Raw genomic sequence first — 16,872 nt, forward strand, 5'->3', positions numbered from 1 at the left:
TTTTCGATTAGTTGGACTTTGAGTATCCACGTATTCCCAAAAACTTTCAAGCGGGCAATCAAATTCACCACATCCAGACAAAAAAAGCTGTCAGATATACAAAGATATCTGACAGCTTTTTATTTGAAAAATTTCTACGAAAGGATTATTCCTTGGCTACGATTTGCTGACGCACCTGTTCGAAAAAACAAATCGCAGCACTTGCAGCCACATTTAAAGACTCAATCTCTGCTGTTTGGGGTATTGTCACGGTCTCATTTGCCATTGCCATCAACTCTGGATCGACGCCCTGACCTTCGTGTCCGAATAACCAGGCTACTGGTCGATTCAAATCACTTTGATAAATCGTAGTCTTGGTGTGAGAGCTTGTCGCCAAGATTGGTATCGTGGCATCACTGAGCAGTGCGTGTAAATTCACCCCCTCAAAAATCTCTAAGAGAAAATGCGCTCCCATACCAGCGCGTAACACTTTTGGAGACCATGCAGAAGCACTGCCTACACTACAATAGACTTGAGTGATCCCAGCACCTGCTGCACTCCGAAGAATGGATCCGAGATTACCCGGATCTTGTAAATTATCGAGCACAACGGCATTAACCGACAACGTCAATGGCATTTCCAATTGTGGTGTAGCAATCACAAAAAGAACGCCTATGCCGTTTTCAACCTGACTCAGCGCTTGATACAAATTCTCAGGAAGGGAAATGGATTGAGCACCTTGCTTCTCACATCGAGCAAGAATCTCAGCAACCTCTGCATGCTCAATACAATGATCTGACACGACACAAATTTCAGGAGCAGCTCGATGTTGTAAAAAAGCCTGGCATAGATGTACGCCATCTAAGATCGTTTTACCGGCTTTTTTACGTGCACTAGCCGACGCGGCCAACTGTTTTAGTTCTTTGTACAGCGCATTGTCGCGCGACGTAATTTGTTTCATTTACTGATCTTTCAATAAGGCCTTCACTGGCGCATAAGATTTTCTATGGATTGCCGACACACCAAACTCTCTCAGTCGCGCGAGGTGGAGTGCCGTCGGATAGCCTTTATGTTGGTCTAAGCCATATTGCGGATAGATCAGATGCAACTTTGCCAGTAAATGATCTCGTGCAGTTTTTGCCAGAATTGAAGCGGCCGAAATCGCAGCAACCTTATCATCGCCTTTAATAATCGCTTCGGATCGCACTCCCATCACTGGGCAACGATTGCCATCAATGAGCGCCAGCGTCGGTTTGACTGACAGGCCTTCAACAGCACGACGCATTGCTAACAGACTCGCTTGTAAAATATTGAGCTCATCAATTTCTTGCTCCGAACATTCGGCAATTGACCATGCTAATGCACGCTCTTTGATCAGAATCGCGAGCGCATCGCGTTGCGTCTCACTCAATTTTTTGGAATCACGCAAGCCTTCGATAGGTCGAGCTGGATCAAGAATCACGGCAGCAGCAGTCACTGGCCCCGCCAAAGGGCCCCGCCCTGCTTCATCAACCCCACAAACCAGTTCACCTGCGTAATCCTCCACATCGGGAAACAGGGACAAATTTGCCGTGCCTTTGGCTTCTTTATTGCGCATTCAAAAAATCTTTCAGTTTGTCGACATCAAGGAAGTAATGACAAATTTGTAGAGCATCTTGCCCATTTTTTTGGCCAAATAAAACTGGCACCAATTCATCAAATCTAAGCACCAATGCGTCATCTGCATCGATATCGATCACGTCAATTAAAGCACTATCATCAGACAAAAAATTTCGTAATTGATGCAACATATCATCACATAGATGACAGTAGCTACGTGAATAAAGCGTAAATTGAGCCATAGTTGAAGGGGCAGAGAAGTGCAAACAGCCGAGATTATATCGTCTCCCAGCCGGATTCTGACTGAATCAGTTTGGATAGCAAAAAAGCCGTACAAGTTTCCTTGTACGGCTTTCAAAACAATCTAAATCGAGAGACGACAAAATTTATTGTGCTGCTGGGCGAATCACCAAGAATTGTGAAGCCTCACCACGACGAACCAATAATACAACCGACTTTTTAGGGTCAAGTTTCGCTGCCATCGCATCAAATTGCTTCGCATCTTTAATATCGACATTATTCATCATTAAAATAATATCGCCCGGACGTAAGCCACTTGCCCCCGCAAGGCCATCAACGCCATCAATCACGACGCCATTATTGTTTGGCATAGTTCGTTTTTGCGCGTCACTTAAATCAGACACAGCAATGCCCAAATGATTGTCTATTTTCTCCTTTTTGGATTTCTTTTCAGCCTTTTGAACTGGTTTATCCGCCTCAGCCTCACCAACAGTCACCGTGATATCTTTTGCAGCACCTTTACGCCACACAGAAACAGTCGCTTTACTACCCGGTTTGGTGGCACCAACCATACGAGGGAGATCACTACGTTTTTCAATCGCTGTGCCATTAAATTTCAAAATCACATCACCATCTTGAATGCCTGCCTTTTCAGCTGGGCCATTTGGTTCAACTTTAGCAACCAAAGCTCCTTGAGCTTTGCCTAAACCTAAGCTCTCTGCAACCTCTTTGCTCAATTCGCCAATTTCAACGCCCATACGACCACGAGACACGACACCAGAGCTCTTCAACTGATCAACCACCCGCATCGCTTCATCAATAGGAATAGCAAAAGAAATCCCCATATAGCCACCTGAGCGGCTATAAATCTGTGAATTGATACCAATGACTTCACCGCGCATATTGATCAAAGGGCCACCAGAATTTCCTGGGTTCACCGCCACGTCAGTTTGTATCAAAGGTAAATAATCCCCCGTATCACGCGCTTTCGAGGAAATAATCCCCGATGTGACGGTGTTGTCTAAATTAAATGGTGAGCCAATCGCAATCACCCACTCACCAGCCTTGATTTTATCCGAGTCACCTATCGCGATTTTAGGCAGCTTGCTGCCTTCAATTTTCAAGACAGCCACATCGGTACGGCGATCACTACCAATCACTTTCGCTTTAAATTCTCGCTTGTCCGTCAGTTTTACATACACCTCTGACGCATCTTCGACCACATGCGTATTGGTTAAGATATAACCATCCTGGCTGACAATAAATCCTGAGCCAACACCACGAGGTACTTCTTGCTCTTGCTGTTTAGGTGCTTGACGGCGGTTTCTTGGATTTTGTTGCGGCGCTGGCATACCAAAAAAACGCCGGAAAAATTCTTGTGCCTGCTCGTCGTCTCCAAATGGGTCACCTTGAGCTTGACTTATTTTTTGGGTAGTACGGATGTTAACAACTGCCGGGCTAGTGCGCTCAACGAGCTGAGTGAAGTCAGGCAAGCCAGTCACCAACAGTGGCGCGGGTGCTGCGCTAGTTGAAGGCGCCTGATTTGTTTGCGGAGGATTTGTTGCTTGTGCATTTGCATTATTCGTTGGGCTGAAAAAGCTAGCAACCGCAAACACTGAAGCACTGATTAAGACGGAAGAAACTAAAATGGAAATATGTTTTTGAACAGGAAAAGATCGTATTTTTTTCATATCGTCACCGTTACGCTAAATCACCTTAAGCTATTTTTTAAATTGTATGGAATTGATCACTTGTTTAATCGCAGCATTTGGCACTTCCCCGACCACAGTCAACCAACTATCGCCAAGCGCTTTTCCAGAAATCGTCATTGCCCCTTGTTGCAGACTACCTTCGGTGCGACCACCAGTATTCGGCTCAACGAAGACTGAAATTGTCGACAAGCCGTCTGAAAACATAAGCTGCACAACTTGATGTAATTTCGCTTGACTTGCATCTGTACCAGATACGGTTCCTGAGATAGGAATGAATCGTTTAGTTTCAAGTGTCTTTTTAAATCCAGCTGGTAAATTTTTCACTATCCAACCAGAATTCACATTGGCCTGCACCGTCATGTTCTCGGTCTTCCATTGAGCCACATTGGTAAAACTTGGCTTCAACTTATTTTTATCAACTTCGCCAAGAGCGACCTGGGTGAATGCGATTTGCTCAATCACTTCATTTTGTGGATTCAAGGTCTGAATCCCCAACAACAAACCAGAATTTTTTTCTACACAAAGGCGAAAGCCAAAGCGCAAACTGTCTTTGGGCTGCAAACTCAATACTTGGCATTCCAAGCCGGCGACGCGGCTCATTTGCGCTTTCTTTACAAAATAAGACTCAGGCAACAAATGCACATTTTGATTCAACAACGCCGGAAATTCTTCTTGCGCCAGATTTTTCTCGACTTGAATTAGTTTATTTTCAGGTAGATAGCAAGTCACTTCACCATTGCGGCGTATGTATTCGCGAGGTTTGCCATCAAGTATTTCCAATTTCTCAACTTCAACTTCAGCGTCAAATCCATGTGTTATTTTCGAGGTGCGGATTTGATTTCCCTGCTGGTACACAAAAGTACCAGAATAGCTCGTTTTTTTCGCCGCACTCTGCACTTGTTTGAGCATCTTTAATAAATCGCGCTCAAGGTTTACTTGCGCACAGACAGCTCCTGATGCCGACATCAGCATGAAACTCGCAATAATCAGAGAAATGGTTCGATACCACATAAAATTATTTTTTAGAGTCAGGCGAAGAAACGACATTCGCACGTTGTATAAAGCGTGCGCCGCTATCAAAACTTGGAGAAACTTTCTGGTGAGCCAATAAATAACTATCCAGCCTAGGGTCTCGTAACATTTCAACTTGGTTTTCTAATTTTGATGCGAACTCTGCGTCTTTACCAGGATTAGTATTCACAGAAGCACTAGCTGACGAATTCGCATTCGATGCCAATTTGACGCCAGACACTGCAAACGAGTCAGGTTGCTCGGTCTTGGCAATCGACATATCAGATGCTCCGCCATGATTTAGCAATGGAATGATTTGTGGTGCCATCAAAAATCCCAAAATGATGGTTGCAGCAACACTTGTCATCGCCCAATAAGCTGATTTTCTTGTTCCCGCTTCAGACTTCATATCCAGCTTACCAACGGAATTTTTTGGCGCAAGAACAATTGGCTCCGCGGCTAACAAGGCTTCAAACTTACTAGAAAACTCAGGACTAAAGCTTACGGCTAAGTCGTCTGAATGCAAAATATCACCGAATTCGTGATATTGCTCCCAAGACTTCTTTAACTGCCCACCCTCTTCACCTTTTAATCGTATCAATAACTCATCAAGTTGGCTCTCCGACATCTCGCCATCCATAACATTAGAGATAAGTTGATCATGATTACTCGTATTCATCGCTTCTTCCCGGTTTAACTTCATTTATTTTTTGACTTCGACTAAATTCTATTGCCGAATTTTTACTCTTATTTGTATTTAACATCACCAACGTTGATCAATTGCCGTACCTATCAGAGGACGCAATTTTTCTGCAATGGCTTCACGTGCCCGAAAGATTCGACTCCGCACGGTGCCGATCGGACAGTGCATCACTTCAGCTATTTCGTCATAACTTAAACCTTCAATTTCGCGCAAGGTAATTGCATTGCGCAATTCTTCCGGTAACGACAGCATTACCGCATTGACTGTCGCTGCAATTTGTTTACTCGCCAACAAAGACTCTGGGGTATTAATATCTCTTAGTCCATCAGCGTCATTAAAAGTTTCTGCCTCACTGACATCGGCATCAGTCGAAGTCGGGGCGCGACGTCCCTGGGTTACCAAATAATTTTTCGCTGTATTAATTCCGATTCGATAAAGCCATGTATAAAAGGCGGAGTCTCCACGAAAGTTGGCGAGAGCTCTATATGCTTTAATGAACGCTTCCTGTACCACGTCCTCCGCCTCTGCATGATCATGGACGAGTCGAGACACGAGCCGAAACAGTTTCCTCTGATATTTAGAAACCAAAAGCTCAAATGCCTTTTTATCACCACGCTGAACGCGCTCAACCAAAAGTTGATCTATATCGCGTTCGCTCGTCACACAAACATTCCCATTTTGCTGAATTCTTATTTTATTTTGAGAAGAAACTTACTTGATTTTACAGTTACTCACTAGTAGACGTTAAAGACGATCAAAAGTTCCCGTCGGACAAATGATTCACGCTTTCTGCATGCTGCATTCGTCGCGCCCAAAATAAGGCGACGACTTTCAACTGACGAAAGCCCTCAGCTCCGACAGCATCTAATGTAATCAATATTGTTCGAGGCTTTTCATTATCTTCAATGATGTTCAACACGATCAACTGAGGCCAAACAGTAATTGGAGAAGTCAAAAAAGCCGATTTGGAATTGGTGACTTTGAAATTCACATCAAGTTCACGAATAACAACCCCACCATCGACATCAATCTCCATTCGAAAACTTTGCAAACTCGAACATATTAGGCTGCGAAATAGGAATATCGCGACAACAAAAACAGTTACAACAAAACAAAAAAAGATCAAGGAAGGAAAATAGTATGAGGCAACAAAAATCAAGCTTGAAAAAGCGAAGACGAAAATTACCATCGGCAACAATAGCAAATAGCGTGAAGGCTTCACTAACAGAGAAATTGACAGACTCATCGACTAATTATCACGAAACTGTTTGATCAAAAAAAAACACCACATAATCTATGTGGTGTTTTTCAGAATTTACAAAGAACTTATGACTTCCGAGTTTAAACTTTACCAAAAATCAAAGTCCCATTCGTACCGCCAAAACCGAATGAGTTTTTCATTGCATATTGAATGTTCATTTCACGTGCCGTATTCGCACAATAATCGAGATCGCATTCTGGATCTTGATTAATGATATTGATCGTCGGTGGCGAAACTTGATTATGCACAGCCAATACGGATAAAACAGATTCCAAACCACCAGCACCACCCAACAAATGGCCGGTCATCGACTTAGTCGAATTGATCGTCATCTTGTAGGCATGATCGCCGAAAGCTGCTTTAATGGCGTCGGTTTCGTTCTTATCACCCAAAGGTGTAGAGGTCCCATGCGCATTCAAGTAGCTAATTTGTTCCGTATTCAATCCCGCATTTTTCAATGCATTGACCATACTGCGACGTGGGCCATCAACGGTCGGTGTCGTTATATGGTAAGCGTCACCGCTCATACCAAAGCCCAACACTTCTGCATAAATCTTGGCACCACGAGCTTTCGCGTGTTCGTACTCTTCCAGCACCATGACACCTGCACCTTCACCCAAGACAAAACCATCACGGTCTTTATCCCAAGGACGCGAAGCCGTTAAAGGATCGTCATTGCGAGAAGACAAGGCACGGGCTGAAGCAAAGCCACCTAAGCCTAAGGGAGAAATCGTTGATTCTGCACCACCAGCAATCATCACATCCGCGTCACCGTATTCAATCATACGAGCAGCATTACCGATGCAATGTAAACCTGTGGTGCAAGCAGTAACAATCGCCAAATTAGGACCTTTCAATCCATATTTGATCGACAAATTACCTGAAATCATATTGATGATAGATGCTGGCACAAAGAAAGGCGTAATACGGCGTGGTCCACGCGCAATTAAAACTTCCTTAGTTTCTTCAATCAATGGCAAGCCACCAATACCCGAACCAACAATCACACCAATACGCTCAGCATTTTCTTCAGTCACATTGATGCCACTGTCTTGAAAAGCCTGCATACCAGCCGCAATACCAAAATGGATAAAGGTATCCATATTGCGTGCTTCTTTGGCCGGAATATAGTCTTCGATATTAAAACCCTTCACTTCCCCAGCAAAATGGGTAGTGAATGGTGTCGCATCAAATTTGGTGATTGTGGCAATACCAGATTTACCAGCGAGGATGGCTGCCCATGTGTCGGCAATGTTATTGCCGACAGGAGACACACAACCAAGGCCAGTAATTACAACTCGACGTTTACTCGTAAGGCTCAAGCGTCTCTCCTGGAATTAATAAAGCAAATCCGACAGAATTAAGCTTTGACGTGCGCAGTTGCGTAGTCGATTGCTTGTTTAACCGTCGTGATTTTTTCTGCTTGTTCGTCAGGGATTTCCATTTCGAACTCGTCTTCCAAAGCCATGACCAACTCAACTGTGTCGAGTGAGTCTGCGCCCAAATCATCTACGAAGGAAGATTCAATTTTGATGTCAGCTTCAGCGACGCCTAATTGTTCAGCGACGATTTTTCTAACGCGTTGTTCGATATCAGACATGTGGTCTCCATTAGTGGTTACAGAAAGTGCGCGCATTTTATCAGGTTTGCGCGCGAAAAGAGCATTTTTAGATGCTGCACTGCCAACTCCGCCCAATTTCAGCGAAATTCGCTTAATTTACAACAACTATATTAACACAAATACATGCCACCGTTAACGTGTATCGTTGTTCCTGTGACATAACCCGCCTGTGACGAGGCTAAAAATACCGTTGCCGCCGCGATATCTTCCGGCTGTCCTAGTTTCCCCATAGGGATTTGACTGAGAATCGCTGCTTTTTGATCGTTGGTCAACGCCTTGGTCATATCCGTATCAATAAAGCCAGGCGCTATGCAATTGACGGTAATATTGCGACTACCAATTTCTAAGGCAAGAGCGCGACTCATGCCAGCCACACCCGCTTTTGCGGCAGCATAATTCATTTGGCCTGGATTGCCAGAAGAGCCGACCACGGAAGTAATATTGATAATACGACCGTGTTTCGCTTTCATCATGCCGCGCAAGACCGCGCGAGATAAACGCGCAACAGAATTCAAATTAGTGGAAATAACACTATCCCAATCATCCTCTTTCATACGCATAGCCAATTGATCTTGCGTGATGCCAGCGTTATTTACCAAGATAGACAAAGAACCGAATTCTTTTTGAATTTCATCAACCAATGAGCTACAACGCTCTACGTCGTTGACATTAAATGCCACGCCCTTACCGGCATCAGGATTCACTTCCTGCAGATAAGCAGTAATCGCCTGAGCTCCTGACTCGGAAGTTGCAGTGCCGATTACCTTTGCGCCTGCCTGCGCCAAAGCAATCGCGATTGCTTTACCGATTCCGCGAGAAGCACCCGTTACTAATGCTACTTGATTGACTAATTGTTGCGTCATATTCCCTCACTATCTTGTCAGACTTGGCAGCTACCCGCCCGTCGCAATTTGTTATTTAATCGTTTATTTTTTCTTTCGAGCTTTGTTCGAACTTAGTTGAAGCTCAATTTGAACCCAAGGATGTCAATACTTTCTCCAGCGTTTCTTGATCGTAGATTGCATCTCCCACCAAGTCACTATTGATACGCTTAGTCAAACCTGCCAACACCTTACCTGGACCACATTCGATCAATTGCGTGACGCCAGAGGCAGCGATCGCATTCACCGTTTCGACCCAACGTACCGGACTTGCGGCTTGACGCACCAGTGCGTCTTTAATCAAAGCAGGGTCAGTGACAATCGCGACATCAACGTTATTAATTAATGCAATCGCTGGCGCGGAAAATGACACATTCGCCAAATACTCACGCAATTGATCTGAAGCGGGTTTCAATAAAGAAGAATGGAAAGGCGCTGAAACCGGCAATGGCAACGCACGTTTTGCACCTTTTGCTTTAGCCAGCTCACAAGCACGCTCAACCGCAGCCTTACTACCTGCGATCACCACCTGCGCTGGCGCATTAAAGTTAACTGCCTCCACAACTTCAGATGTGGCCGCAGCTGCTTCTACGCAAGCAGCAATCACGTCAGCATCACTCAAACCTAAAATAGCCGCCATACCGCCCTGGCCGACCGGCACCGCACTTTGCATAGCCTGCGCACGAAAGCGTACCAAAGGCACTGCATCTTTAAATGCGATCACACCAGCAGCAACTAGGGCCGAATATTCACCCAAGCTATGACCAGCAACAATCGATGGCTGTTTGCCACCAGCGGCAATCCAAGCGCGATAAGTGGCGACCGCTGCAGTCAACATCACTGGTTGGGTATTCGTCGTTAAATCTAAATCTTCCTTCGGGCCTTCGGAAATCAATTTCCCTAAATCCATCTGCAAAGCATCTGATGCTTCTGCAATTGTGTCTTGCACAACGGGATTTCCTACAAAGCCATTTAACATGCCAATGGCTTGCGAACCTTGACCGGGAAATACAAATGCAAATTGCGCCATAATATTTTCACTCTACGAATTTTTAAAAGAGAACAACAATGCCATCAGCATTACATCTTAACCAAAGCGGCACCCCACGTGAAGCCACCACCAACACCTTCCAACATCACAATTTGGCCTTTTTTTACGCGACCATCACGCACCGCGGCATCCAAAGCTAAGGGGATGGAAGCAGCCGAAGTATTGCCATGCTGATCCACCGTGACGACGACCTTCTCTAAAGGCAATTTCAATTTTTTTGCAGTGCTTTGCATAATACGGATATTAGCTTGATGCGGAATTAGCCAGTCAATTTGACTCGCATCCATACCAGCGATTTCCAAGGCTTCGTTAGCAACCTTTTCCAATACGTTAACAGCCAATTTGAAGACCGCCTGACCATCCATATACAGAAACGCACTACCAGCAATCACGCCAGCATTAACACTTCCTGGTACACAAAGAATATGTCCATGACTACCATCCGCATGCAATTTTGTCGCCAAAACACCTGGCTCATCTGATTGCGCCATCACGATAGCGCCAGCGCCATCGCCGAACAACACACAGGTCGTACGATCTTCAAAATTGAGAATGCGCGAGAATACTTCAGCGCCGATAATAAGTGCTTTCTTATGTGAGCCGGATTTGATCATACTATCGGCCATCGCCATCGCATAAATAAACCCACTACAAACGGCCTGCACATCAACCGCCGCAGCGCCGTTGGTAATGCCCAATTTATTTTGTACGACGCAAGCCGTACTTGGAAATCCACCAAAAAAATCTGGAGTCGAGGTCGCCAAAATAATAAGATCAATATCATTTGCCTGCAAACCAGCGGCTTCAAGTGCGCGCTTTGCCGCCTCAACTGCCATATCACTCGACATAACATTAGGCTCGGCATAATGACGCGCCGAAATCCCACTGCGCGACACGATCCACTCATCGGAAGTTTCAATGCCCTTTGCAGCTAATTGTTCCGCTAATTCTTGATTTGTTACTTTTCTCGGTGGCAGGTAGCTTCCTGTGCCTATAATTTTGCTATAGAAAGTCATGCGTCTTTATCTGTATTATTGTTCAGTCGAACCGGAACTAGTTGTACTTGCCTCTGCGGGCACTGGCATTAATTCCGCCAAGGATGTTGTGATGCGCGCAAGCACATCATTTTTTACTGCATCGAATGCACGTTGTATTGCCCACTCGTAACTATATTTGTCGGCACCGCCATGGCTTTTAATAACTACACCACGCAAGCCAAGCAAACTTCCACCGTTGTAGTTTGATGGATTCATTGTCTTTGAAATTCTATTTAAAGCACCACGTGCAATTAATGCCCCAAGAATATTCAAAGGATTACTCTTAAACGCATCCGTCATCGTGGTTTTAACAAAACGCCCTAATCCCTCTATCGCTTTCAAGGTAACGTTACCAACAAATCCATCACACACCACGATGTCGGTCGTACCCTTGAAGATATCATTGCCTTCCACATTGCCGTAAAAATTCAATAGGCCGCGGTCATGATCCGCACGCAATAATTGCGCCGTGCGTTTCACAACATCGTTACCTTTAATATCTTCTTCGCCAACATTGAGCAAACCAATTGTTGGGCGCGGCTTATTCTCAAGTGCAGCAACCAGTGCTGAGCCCATAATCGCAAATTGATGCAAATGCACAGGTTCGCAATCGACATTCGCGCCAAGATCGAGCATGTAAGTTGGGAGTTTTTTCTGATTCGGCAATATGCTACAAATCGCAGGACGGTCAACGCCAGGCATAGTTTTGAGAACATAACGCGACACCGCCATCAAAGCGCCGGTATTGCCAGCGGAAACACAAGCTTGCGCCTGCCCTTCTTTTACTTGATTGAGGGCGACACGCATGGAAGAATCTTTTTTTCTGCGCAATGCGATTTCGATGGGATCATCCATCTCTACCATTTCACTCGCATGCACAATCGACAATCGTGGATGGCTTAACGCGCCTAATTTTTTTAATTCTGCTTGCAAGACAGTTTCCTGTCCCACCAAAACAAATTCAACATCAGGCTCGCGATTCGCAAATGAAACTGCTGCCGCTACAGTGACTGACGGGCCAAAATCACCACCCATGCAATCAATTGAAATTTTTATTGTCATGTATTTGTTACTATTTTTTCACTTCAAGAGGCTAATCTTATCAAGAATGAGGCAAACAATCACCCACTTTAAGTGCGATTTAAGCCCGAAGAAAAAAAGTGAAAGATGAATATGGACAAAAACAAAAGCTGGTTTTGAACATTTTTTAGAATAAAAAAAAGCGGCGTCAAGTACGAGACTCGCAACGCCGCTTTATCGCTAAGAACAAATTACTCGTCGTTCTTAGTTTTCAATACTTTACGACCACGATAAAAGCCATTTGGGCTGATGTGGTGACGCAGATGTGTTTCACCTGTTGTTGGCTCGATACCTAACTGCGGTGCAGTCAAGAAATCGTGTGAACGGTGCATACCACGTTTGGATGGTGATTTTTTGTTTTGCTGAACGGCCATGATAACTCCTAATACTTCAAAAAATGTTTCTAAAATTTAACACACTTGAATCGACAATCAAATCTTTTTTGCCGCTCAAGAATCCCTAACAATACTTCGACCTGAGTGTTTTTTTCAGAATAATGCCACTAGGTACGCCCACTTACTTTTCATTGCAACTTCTTCAGCACAGCGAATGGAGACACTTTAGTACTTGTGCTCGCTGTATCTACCGCATTTACATCGTTCGCTGCCTCTGATTGATTGAATGAACCAACTACATCAGGGCATACTGCATGTTTGGGCGATTGGGGTATTGCCAGCAACGCTTCATCCTCGATCAAATCCATGACGTTGAATGCTTTGCTGCCTACTACTACATCAATCTCGTCATCGTCGAGCATGCTTTCAATTTCGTCGGCATGATCATCGTCTTTGGCGAGAATTAATTCTGCTTGTGAATCTATTGCGAAATCGTAAGACGTTAAGCAACGCTGGCACATTAATTGAAGCTGTCCATTAACAGTCAGTGTCAATTGAGGAAAACCCAATTGATTTACACCACCCTGCAAAGACCAGTTCAATATGCCATCACCATTTGCGCACTCCACGGACAAGCGCGAAAATTCGGCAATTTTTGTACTACCTTCACGTTGTTCGCGATGCTGACAAAACGTAAAAGCGTCGATGACAAATGCTTGCATAGGATTTCTAGACCCAGAAAACCTGCGATAATAACAGGATTACACCTTATTAGTCAAAGCCTTAGCGCATTTAGAGGGCGTGTAGGTGGGGAAAAACCCCATAAAATCAGCAAGAATTGTAGAATTCATATAAAAAAGATACTAACAATGCCAGAAAAATCATCCTCGGCGCAAATTATACTCGCCTCCAGTTCAGCATACCGTAAAGACTTATTTCAACGTTTACGGTTACCATTTCTCGCGATCTCGCCTGACATTAACGAAAATCCATTGAACCACGAAGCGCCGGAACAAACTGCCTTGCGACTTGCGCAAAAAAAGGCGGAAGCCATCGCAAAGTTGTATCCAGCAGCGATTATTATAGGCTCCGACCAAGTTGCAACTTTAGACGGACTACAAATTGGTAAGCCTGGCGTTCACGAACGCGCGCTACAGCAATTACAAATGATGCGTGGACGTGAGGTTATTTTTCACACAGCACTATGTGTACTACACCAACAAGCAGAAGATACCTCGAATATCTTGCAAATTCAAAATTGTCAGACACTCGTGCGTTTTCGCAATTTGAGTGATGTCGAGTTAGATGCCTATCTGCGCATAGAACAACCTTACGATTGCGCTGGCAGCGCAAAAAACGAGGGCTTAGGGATTACCATTTTAGAAGCGATAAACAGCGACGATCCGACCGCATTGACGGGATTGCCTTTGATCACGTTGACCAGCATGCTACGCAAGCTAGGCGTCTCTTTTTTCAGCTAGTTCTCAAGAAAAAACACTCATCAAAAAAACTAAGGCTTAATATGTCAGGCACACTTTACTTAATTCCCAACACACTCGGCCAAATCGAAGCATCGCAAAGCAACGTACTAGCGCATATCATTCCTGAAACAGTGCAAGCAATGAGCGCGCAATTGCATTACTTTGTCGCTGAAAACGCCAAAACGACACGCGCTTATTTAAAAACTTTAGCGCAATATCATCCGCTGGCGAAGACGATACAAGAAATGCAGATTGCCGAATTAAATGTCAACACACCAGAAGCTGCCTTACAAAGCTTGCTCAGTCCTTTACTAGCAGGCCACGACGTTGGCCTCATTTCCGAAGCAGGCGTTCCTGCGGTAGCGGATCCCGGCGCCAATTTAGTACGACTGGCGCATCAACACAAAATCACAGTACGCCCTTTGGTTGGTCCCTCTTCTTTACTATTAGCGCTGATGGGCAGTGGCTTAAATGGTCAAAGTTTCGCTTTTCACGGCTACCTGCCAACTGATGCTGCGCAACGAGCTAAACGCATCAAAGAATTAGAAGATCGTTCGCGCAAAGAAAAGCAAACGCAAATGTTGATAGAAACACCCTACCGAAATGCAGCTATGCTAGAAGCCCTCGCAACAAATTGTCAGATGCAAACTTTGATCTGCATCGCGACAGATTTAAGCTTACCAAGCGAATCAATACAAACAAAAACCGCAGGCGAATGGAAAAAACTTTTGCAAGCGAGCGCGGCACCTGATTTCCACAAAAAGCCTACCGTGTTTCTGTTTCTTTCCTGAGTTCTAAATTAATCTCATTGGACGCAAAAAAAAGAGGGAGATACACATCACCCTCTTTTTTTTGCCAAATTATCACTGAAACTCTGTACCTTTACGACCCACCCAATACGTCGCAACTAGCAACATCACACCAGCGACTAAACATGCAAGTGTCGTCGCCCGGACCGCGATATCAGGTGCGGTACCATTGAGAGCCGTCATCACATAAGCCCATGGGTAATACACCCAATCTTTCGACTGTCCGATCTGCATAATTCCCATCGTGGCGACCACGCCGACCGCCAAAGGCGCAACAATATTTTGCACGCGCCAACTAATCCAATGTTGCACCATGACGATAGGCATACTACATACAGTGGCAAGAAGAAAACTACGAACAAAATCATACTGAAAAGCCTGTTCAGTAGAAAATCCCAACAATCCAAAAATACATATGCTCAAAGCGACCTGGGCAAATAGTGCTACATTTGCCCCCACAACAAAAAGCACCGCTAAAACACATTTAGCCAGAAATAGCTGACGTGCCGTAATAGGTAGCGTCAGCATCAAACGCCAAGTCGCATTTCTATGCTCATTACCGTTCAATAAGCCCGTTGCCAGCGCAATAAATAAAGGTAGCATGAAGTAACCCCAAATTGCGGTGTTTCCTGCCCAGTACATATCCCAACGAATTGGTCCATTTTTATGCGTTTTTAACAGGATAAAAAAGCCTAAGACCGCCACCATCAAAGGACACAACAACATCATCAATAGCGCCAAAGATCGGCGTACTTTCAAGATCTCTAGTTGCAGCAATTTAAAAATCATGCGGCTCTCCTCGGTGTAAATTGAACTTCCTGTGTGGTTTGATGAAACCATTGCTCTAGCGTTGGCTTTTCAAATATAGACTGATGCAAACGCAGATCTGCCTTGATCAAACAGGCATTGACTCTGTAAGCTAACTCCTGGGGAATGCGGTCCACACGCAAAGATTGCGCGCTAGTAATCGTCACATCAAAAACCTGATCCAATAGCGTTTCTATTAACACACGTTGGGCCGACACGGCATCGTCAACGGTCAAAGTCAAATAACCGTCTTGCTGTGCGTAGAGAGTGGCCATCTCAGACTGAAATTGCACACGGCCTTCTTTCAAGAGCGCTACATGTGTCGCGATTTTTTCAACCTCATCAAGCTGATGGCTAGAAATCAGCACCGTACAATTACTCGCATTAGGAAGGCTAGCAATCAAACCACGAATCTCCTGCATTCCCACTGGATCAAGTCCATTGCCCGGCTCATCTAAAATCAGCAGTTTTGGTGAGCCAACCAAGGCATGTGCCAATGCCAGGCGCTGCTTCATTCCTAGTGAAAATTGCGCAATTCGACGCCGACCGTCCGCAGTCAATCCGACGATTTCCAAAACACGATCAATTTCACTGCGCGGTAAAGCTTTTAATGTGCATGCAATACGTAAAAATTCCCGCGCTGTCAGATTCGGATACGCACTAGGTGCCTCAACCAAACAGCCAGTTTGCTGCAATATGTATTTACGTTCTCTTGCAATGTCCCGGCCAAGAATTTGAATAGTTCCCTGATCTGGGTGCAACAGACCCAGCATCAAGCGAATTGCCGTCGACTTGCCCTCACCGTTATTACCCAAGAACGCAAAAATACTCCGTTCGGGTACGGCCAAGTTCAAGCCTTTCAGCACCTCATGCTGCTTAAAACGTTTCACTACGCCCGTCATCTGTATTGCCAACTTTTGCATACGAGTTCTCCCAAAATTACTTCAAGCATAAATAATAGAAACTTAAATCACATCAACATAGGAGCACGCGATCAAACTTCGCAAAATCTGGATGAAAGTCAGATATTTAGGTACAAAGCAAAAATTATAATTAATATGAGCAACAATTAACTAAGTAGTGAGCAATAAAAGAGAGCAACAACTGGGCAATAAAAAAGCCGCTGGTGAGAGCGGCTTCAGACTGCTGACAAACCCCAAAAGGCCTCGCCAAGTGCGAGGCCTTTTGGTTTAATAGCGGCATGCTAAAAACACCGACACCTTTCCAACACGAATTAGAAATGGTCACCTTGGAACAACTGGTTC

General features: G+C 44.7%; 21 protein-coding genes. 2 read left to right on the top strand and 19 right to left on the bottom strand.

Going from position 1 to position 16,872, the window contains the following annotated elements; all coding sequences use genetic code 11:
• Window positions 1-145: 145 nt before the first annotated feature.
• The 16 genes from H8K52_RS19155 to H8K52_RS19230 form a co-directional block, all read right to left on the bottom strand.
• Window positions 146-940 carry a TrmH family RNA methyltransferase gene (locus tag H8K52_RS19155; protein WP_186924522.1) on the bottom strand — a complete coding sequence of 265 codons (795 nt, stop codon included), beginning with the start codon at window positions 938-940 and terminating at the stop codon, window positions 146-148.
• Entirely contained in the window at window positions 941-1,576 is a 636-nt protein-coding gene (rnhB, locus tag H8K52_RS19160; protein ID WP_186924523.1) for a ribonuclease HII, read from the bottom strand.
• On the bottom strand, window positions 1,566-1,820 hold the full coding sequence (locus tag H8K52_RS19165; protein ID WP_186924524.1) for a glutaredoxin family protein: 255 nt from the start codon (window positions 1,818-1,820) through the stop codon (window positions 1,566-1,568). The genes rnhB and H8K52_RS19165 overlap by 11 nt, the downstream gene beginning before the upstream one ends.
• Window positions 1,821-1,964: 144 nt before the next feature.
• Window positions 1,965-3,509 (bottom strand): DegQ family serine endoprotease, encoded by a 1,545-nt coding sequence (locus H8K52_RS19170; RefSeq protein ID WP_186924525.1) that lies wholly within the window; start codon window positions 3,507-3,509, stop codon window positions 1,965-1,967.
• 30 nt (window positions 3,510-3,539) lie between these two features.
• Entirely contained in the window at window positions 3,540-4,541 is a 1,002-nt protein-coding gene (locus tag H8K52_RS19175) for a MucB/RseB C-terminal domain-containing protein (protein ID WP_246464703.1), read from the bottom strand.
• Window positions 4,542-4,545: 4 nt separating this feature from the next.
• A complete protein-coding gene (locus H8K52_RS19180; RefSeq protein WP_186924526.1) occupies window positions 4,546-5,220 on the bottom strand; it encodes a sigma-E factor negative regulatory protein in 675 nt (224 codons plus the stop codon).
• Between the two features lie 84 nt (window positions 5,221-5,304).
• Entirely contained in the window at window positions 5,305-5,907 is a 603-nt protein-coding gene (gene rpoE, locus H8K52_RS19185) for an RNA polymerase sigma factor RpoE (RefSeq protein ID WP_186924527.1), read from the bottom strand.
• 91 nt (window positions 5,908-5,998) lie between these two features.
• The gene (locus H8K52_RS21830; RefSeq protein WP_343044258.1) at window positions 5,999-6,490 is read right to left on the bottom strand and encodes a protein YgfX; all 492 of its coding nucleotides are present in this window, start codon (window positions 6,488-6,490) and stop codon (window positions 5,999-6,001) included.
• Between the two features lie 95 nt (window positions 6,491-6,585).
• Window positions 6,586-7,827, bottom strand: a complete 1,242-nt coding sequence (gene fabF, locus H8K52_RS19195; protein ID WP_186924529.1) for a beta-ketoacyl-ACP synthase II — start codon at window positions 7,825-7,827, stop codon at window positions 6,586-6,588.
• Between the two features lie 38 nt (window positions 7,828-7,865).
• Window positions 7,866-8,105, bottom strand: a complete 240-nt coding sequence (gene acpP, locus H8K52_RS19200; RefSeq protein WP_186889650.1) for an acyl carrier protein — start codon at window positions 8,103-8,105, stop codon at window positions 7,866-7,868.
• 131 nt (window positions 8,106-8,236) lie between these two features.
• Entirely contained in the window at window positions 8,237-8,989 is a 753-nt protein-coding gene (gene fabG / locus H8K52_RS19205) for a 3-oxoacyl-ACP reductase FabG (protein ID WP_186924530.1), read from the bottom strand.
• A 103-nt stretch (window positions 8,990-9,092) separates the two neighbouring features.
• On the bottom strand, window positions 9,093-10,037 hold the full coding sequence (fabD, locus tag H8K52_RS19210; protein ID WP_186924531.1) for an ACP S-malonyltransferase: 945 nt from the start codon (window positions 10,035-10,037) through the stop codon (window positions 9,093-9,095).
• 50 nt (window positions 10,038-10,087) lie between these two features.
• Window positions 10,088-11,074, bottom strand: coding sequence for a beta-ketoacyl-ACP synthase III (locus tag H8K52_RS19215; protein ID WP_186924532.1), 987 nt, complete (start codon window positions 11,072-11,074; stop codon window positions 10,088-10,090).
• Between the two features lie 15 nt (window positions 11,075-11,089).
• Window positions 11,090-12,157 carry a phosphate acyltransferase PlsX gene (gene plsX / locus H8K52_RS19220; protein ID WP_186924533.1) on the bottom strand — a complete coding sequence of 356 codons (1,068 nt, stop codon included), beginning with the start codon at window positions 12,155-12,157 and terminating at the stop codon, window positions 11,090-11,092.
• Window positions 12,158-12,366: 209 nt separating this feature from the next.
• Window positions 12,367-12,549 carry a 50S ribosomal protein L32 gene (rpmF, locus tag H8K52_RS19225; RefSeq protein WP_162018712.1) on the bottom strand — a complete coding sequence of 61 codons (183 nt, stop codon included), beginning with the start codon at window positions 12,547-12,549 and terminating at the stop codon, window positions 12,367-12,369.
• 149 nt (window positions 12,550-12,698) lie between these two features.
• Window positions 12,699-13,232: a YceD family protein gene (locus tag H8K52_RS19230; RefSeq protein WP_186924534.1), complete on the bottom strand. Its 534-nt coding sequence runs from the start codon at window positions 13,230-13,232 to the stop codon at window positions 12,699-12,701.
• A gap of 147 nt (window positions 13,233-13,379) precedes the next feature.
• Here H8K52_RS19230 and H8K52_RS19235 point away from each other — a divergent pair, with 147 nt between their 5' ends.
• Both H8K52_RS19235 and H8K52_RS19240 read left to right on the top strand, forming a co-directional pair.
• Window positions 13,380-13,991 carry a Maf family nucleotide pyrophosphatase gene (locus tag H8K52_RS19235; RefSeq protein ID WP_186924535.1) on the top strand — a complete coding sequence of 204 codons (612 nt, stop codon included), beginning with the start codon at window positions 13,380-13,382 and terminating at the stop codon, window positions 13,989-13,991.
• 41 nt (window positions 13,992-14,032) lie between these two features.
• Window positions 14,033-14,782, top strand: a complete 750-nt coding sequence (locus H8K52_RS19240; RefSeq protein WP_186924536.1) for an SAM-dependent methyltransferase — start codon at window positions 14,033-14,035, stop codon at window positions 14,780-14,782.
• Window positions 14,783-14,854: 72 nt separating this feature from the next.
• Here the strand turns inward: H8K52_RS19240 and H8K52_RS19245 are convergent, their stop codons facing one another.
• The 3 genes from H8K52_RS19245 to H8K52_RS21105 all read right to left on the bottom strand — a co-directional run.
• Entirely contained in the window at window positions 14,855-15,589 is a 735-nt protein-coding gene (locus tag H8K52_RS19245; RefSeq protein ID WP_186924537.1) for an ABC transporter permease, read from the bottom strand.
• Window positions 15,586-16,530 (bottom strand): ATP-binding cassette domain-containing protein, encoded by a 945-nt coding sequence (locus tag H8K52_RS19250; protein ID WP_186924538.1) that lies wholly within the window; start codon window positions 16,528-16,530, stop codon window positions 15,586-15,588. The genes H8K52_RS19245 and H8K52_RS19250 overlap by 4 nt, the downstream gene beginning before the upstream one ends.
• A 130-nt stretch (window positions 16,531-16,660) precedes the next feature.
• Window positions 16,661-16,872: hypothetical protein (locus tag H8K52_RS21105; protein WP_222613849.1), on the bottom strand; the 212-nt coding region annotated here is incomplete at its 5' end.

This window comes from Affinundibacterium seohonense (genome assembly GCF_014284305.1).
Taxonomy (GTDB): Bacteria; Pseudomonadota; Gammaproteobacteria; order Burkholderiales; family Burkholderiaceae_D; genus Undibacterium; species Undibacterium seohonense.

Excerpts from the sequence above, each read along its gene's own strand:
- H8K52_RS19155 (WP_186924522.1), bottom strand. The coding sequence starts at position 940 with ATGAAACAAATTACGTCGCGCGACAATGCGCTGTACAAAGAACTAAAA.
- rnhB (WP_186924523.1), bottom strand. The coding sequence starts at position 1,576 with ATGCGCAATAAAGAAGCCAAAGGCACGGCAAATTTGTCCCTGTTTCCC.
- H8K52_RS19165 (WP_186924524.1), bottom strand. The coding sequence starts at position 1,820 with ATGGCTCAATTTACGCTTTATTCACGTAGCTACTGTCATCTATGTGAT.
- H8K52_RS19170 (WP_186924525.1), bottom strand. The coding sequence starts at position 3,509 with ATGAAAAAAATACGATCTTTTCCTGTTCAAAAACATATTTCCATTTTA.
- H8K52_RS19175 (WP_246464703.1), bottom strand. The coding sequence starts at position 4,541 with ATGTGGTATCGAACCATTTCTCTGATTATTGCGAGTTTCATGCTGATG.
- H8K52_RS19180 (WP_186924526.1), bottom strand. The coding sequence starts at position 5,220 with ATGAATACGAGTAATCATGATCAACTTATCTCTAATGTTATGGATGGC.
- H8K52_RS21830 (WP_343044258.1), bottom strand. The coding sequence starts at position 6,490 with ATGAGTCTGTCAATTTCTCTGTTAGTGAAGCCTTCACGCTATTTGCTA.
- acpP (WP_186889650.1), bottom strand. The coding sequence starts at position 8,105 with ATGTCTGATATCGAACAACGCGTTAGAAAAATCGTCGCTGAACAATTA.
- fabG (WP_186924530.1), bottom strand. The coding sequence starts at position 8,989 with ATGACGCAACAATTAGTCAATCAAGTAGCATTAGTAACGGGTGCTTCT.
- fabD (WP_186924531.1), bottom strand. The coding sequence starts at position 10,037 with ATGGCGCAATTTGCATTTGTATTTCCCGGTCAAGGTTCGCAAGCCATT.
- H8K52_RS19215 (WP_186924532.1), bottom strand. The coding sequence starts at position 11,074 with ATGACTTTCTATAGCAAAATTATAGGCACAGGAAGCTACCTGCCACCG.
- plsX (WP_186924533.1), bottom strand. The coding sequence starts at position 12,157 with ATGACAATAAAAATTTCAATTGATTGCATGGGTGGTGATTTTGGCCCG.
- rpmF (WP_162018712.1), bottom strand. The coding sequence starts at position 12,549 with ATGGCCGTTCAGCAAAACAAAAAATCACCATCCAAACGTGGTATGCAC.
- H8K52_RS19230 (WP_186924534.1), bottom strand. The coding sequence starts at position 13,232 with ATGCAAGCATTTGTCATCGACGCTTTTACGTTTTGTCAGCATCGCGAA.
- H8K52_RS19235 (WP_186924535.1), top strand. The coding sequence starts at position 13,380 with ATGCCAGAAAAATCATCCTCGGCGCAAATTATACTCGCCTCCAGTTCA.
- H8K52_RS19240 (WP_186924536.1), top strand. The coding sequence starts at position 14,033 with ATGTCAGGCACACTTTACTTAATTCCCAACACACTCGGCCAAATCGAA.
- H8K52_RS19245 (WP_186924537.1), bottom strand. The coding sequence starts at position 15,589 with ATGATTTTTAAATTGCTGCAACTAGAGATCTTGAAAGTACGCCGATCT.
- H8K52_RS19250 (WP_186924538.1), bottom strand. The coding sequence starts at position 16,530 with ATGCAAAAGTTGGCAATACAGATGACGGGCGTAGTGAAACGTTTTAAG.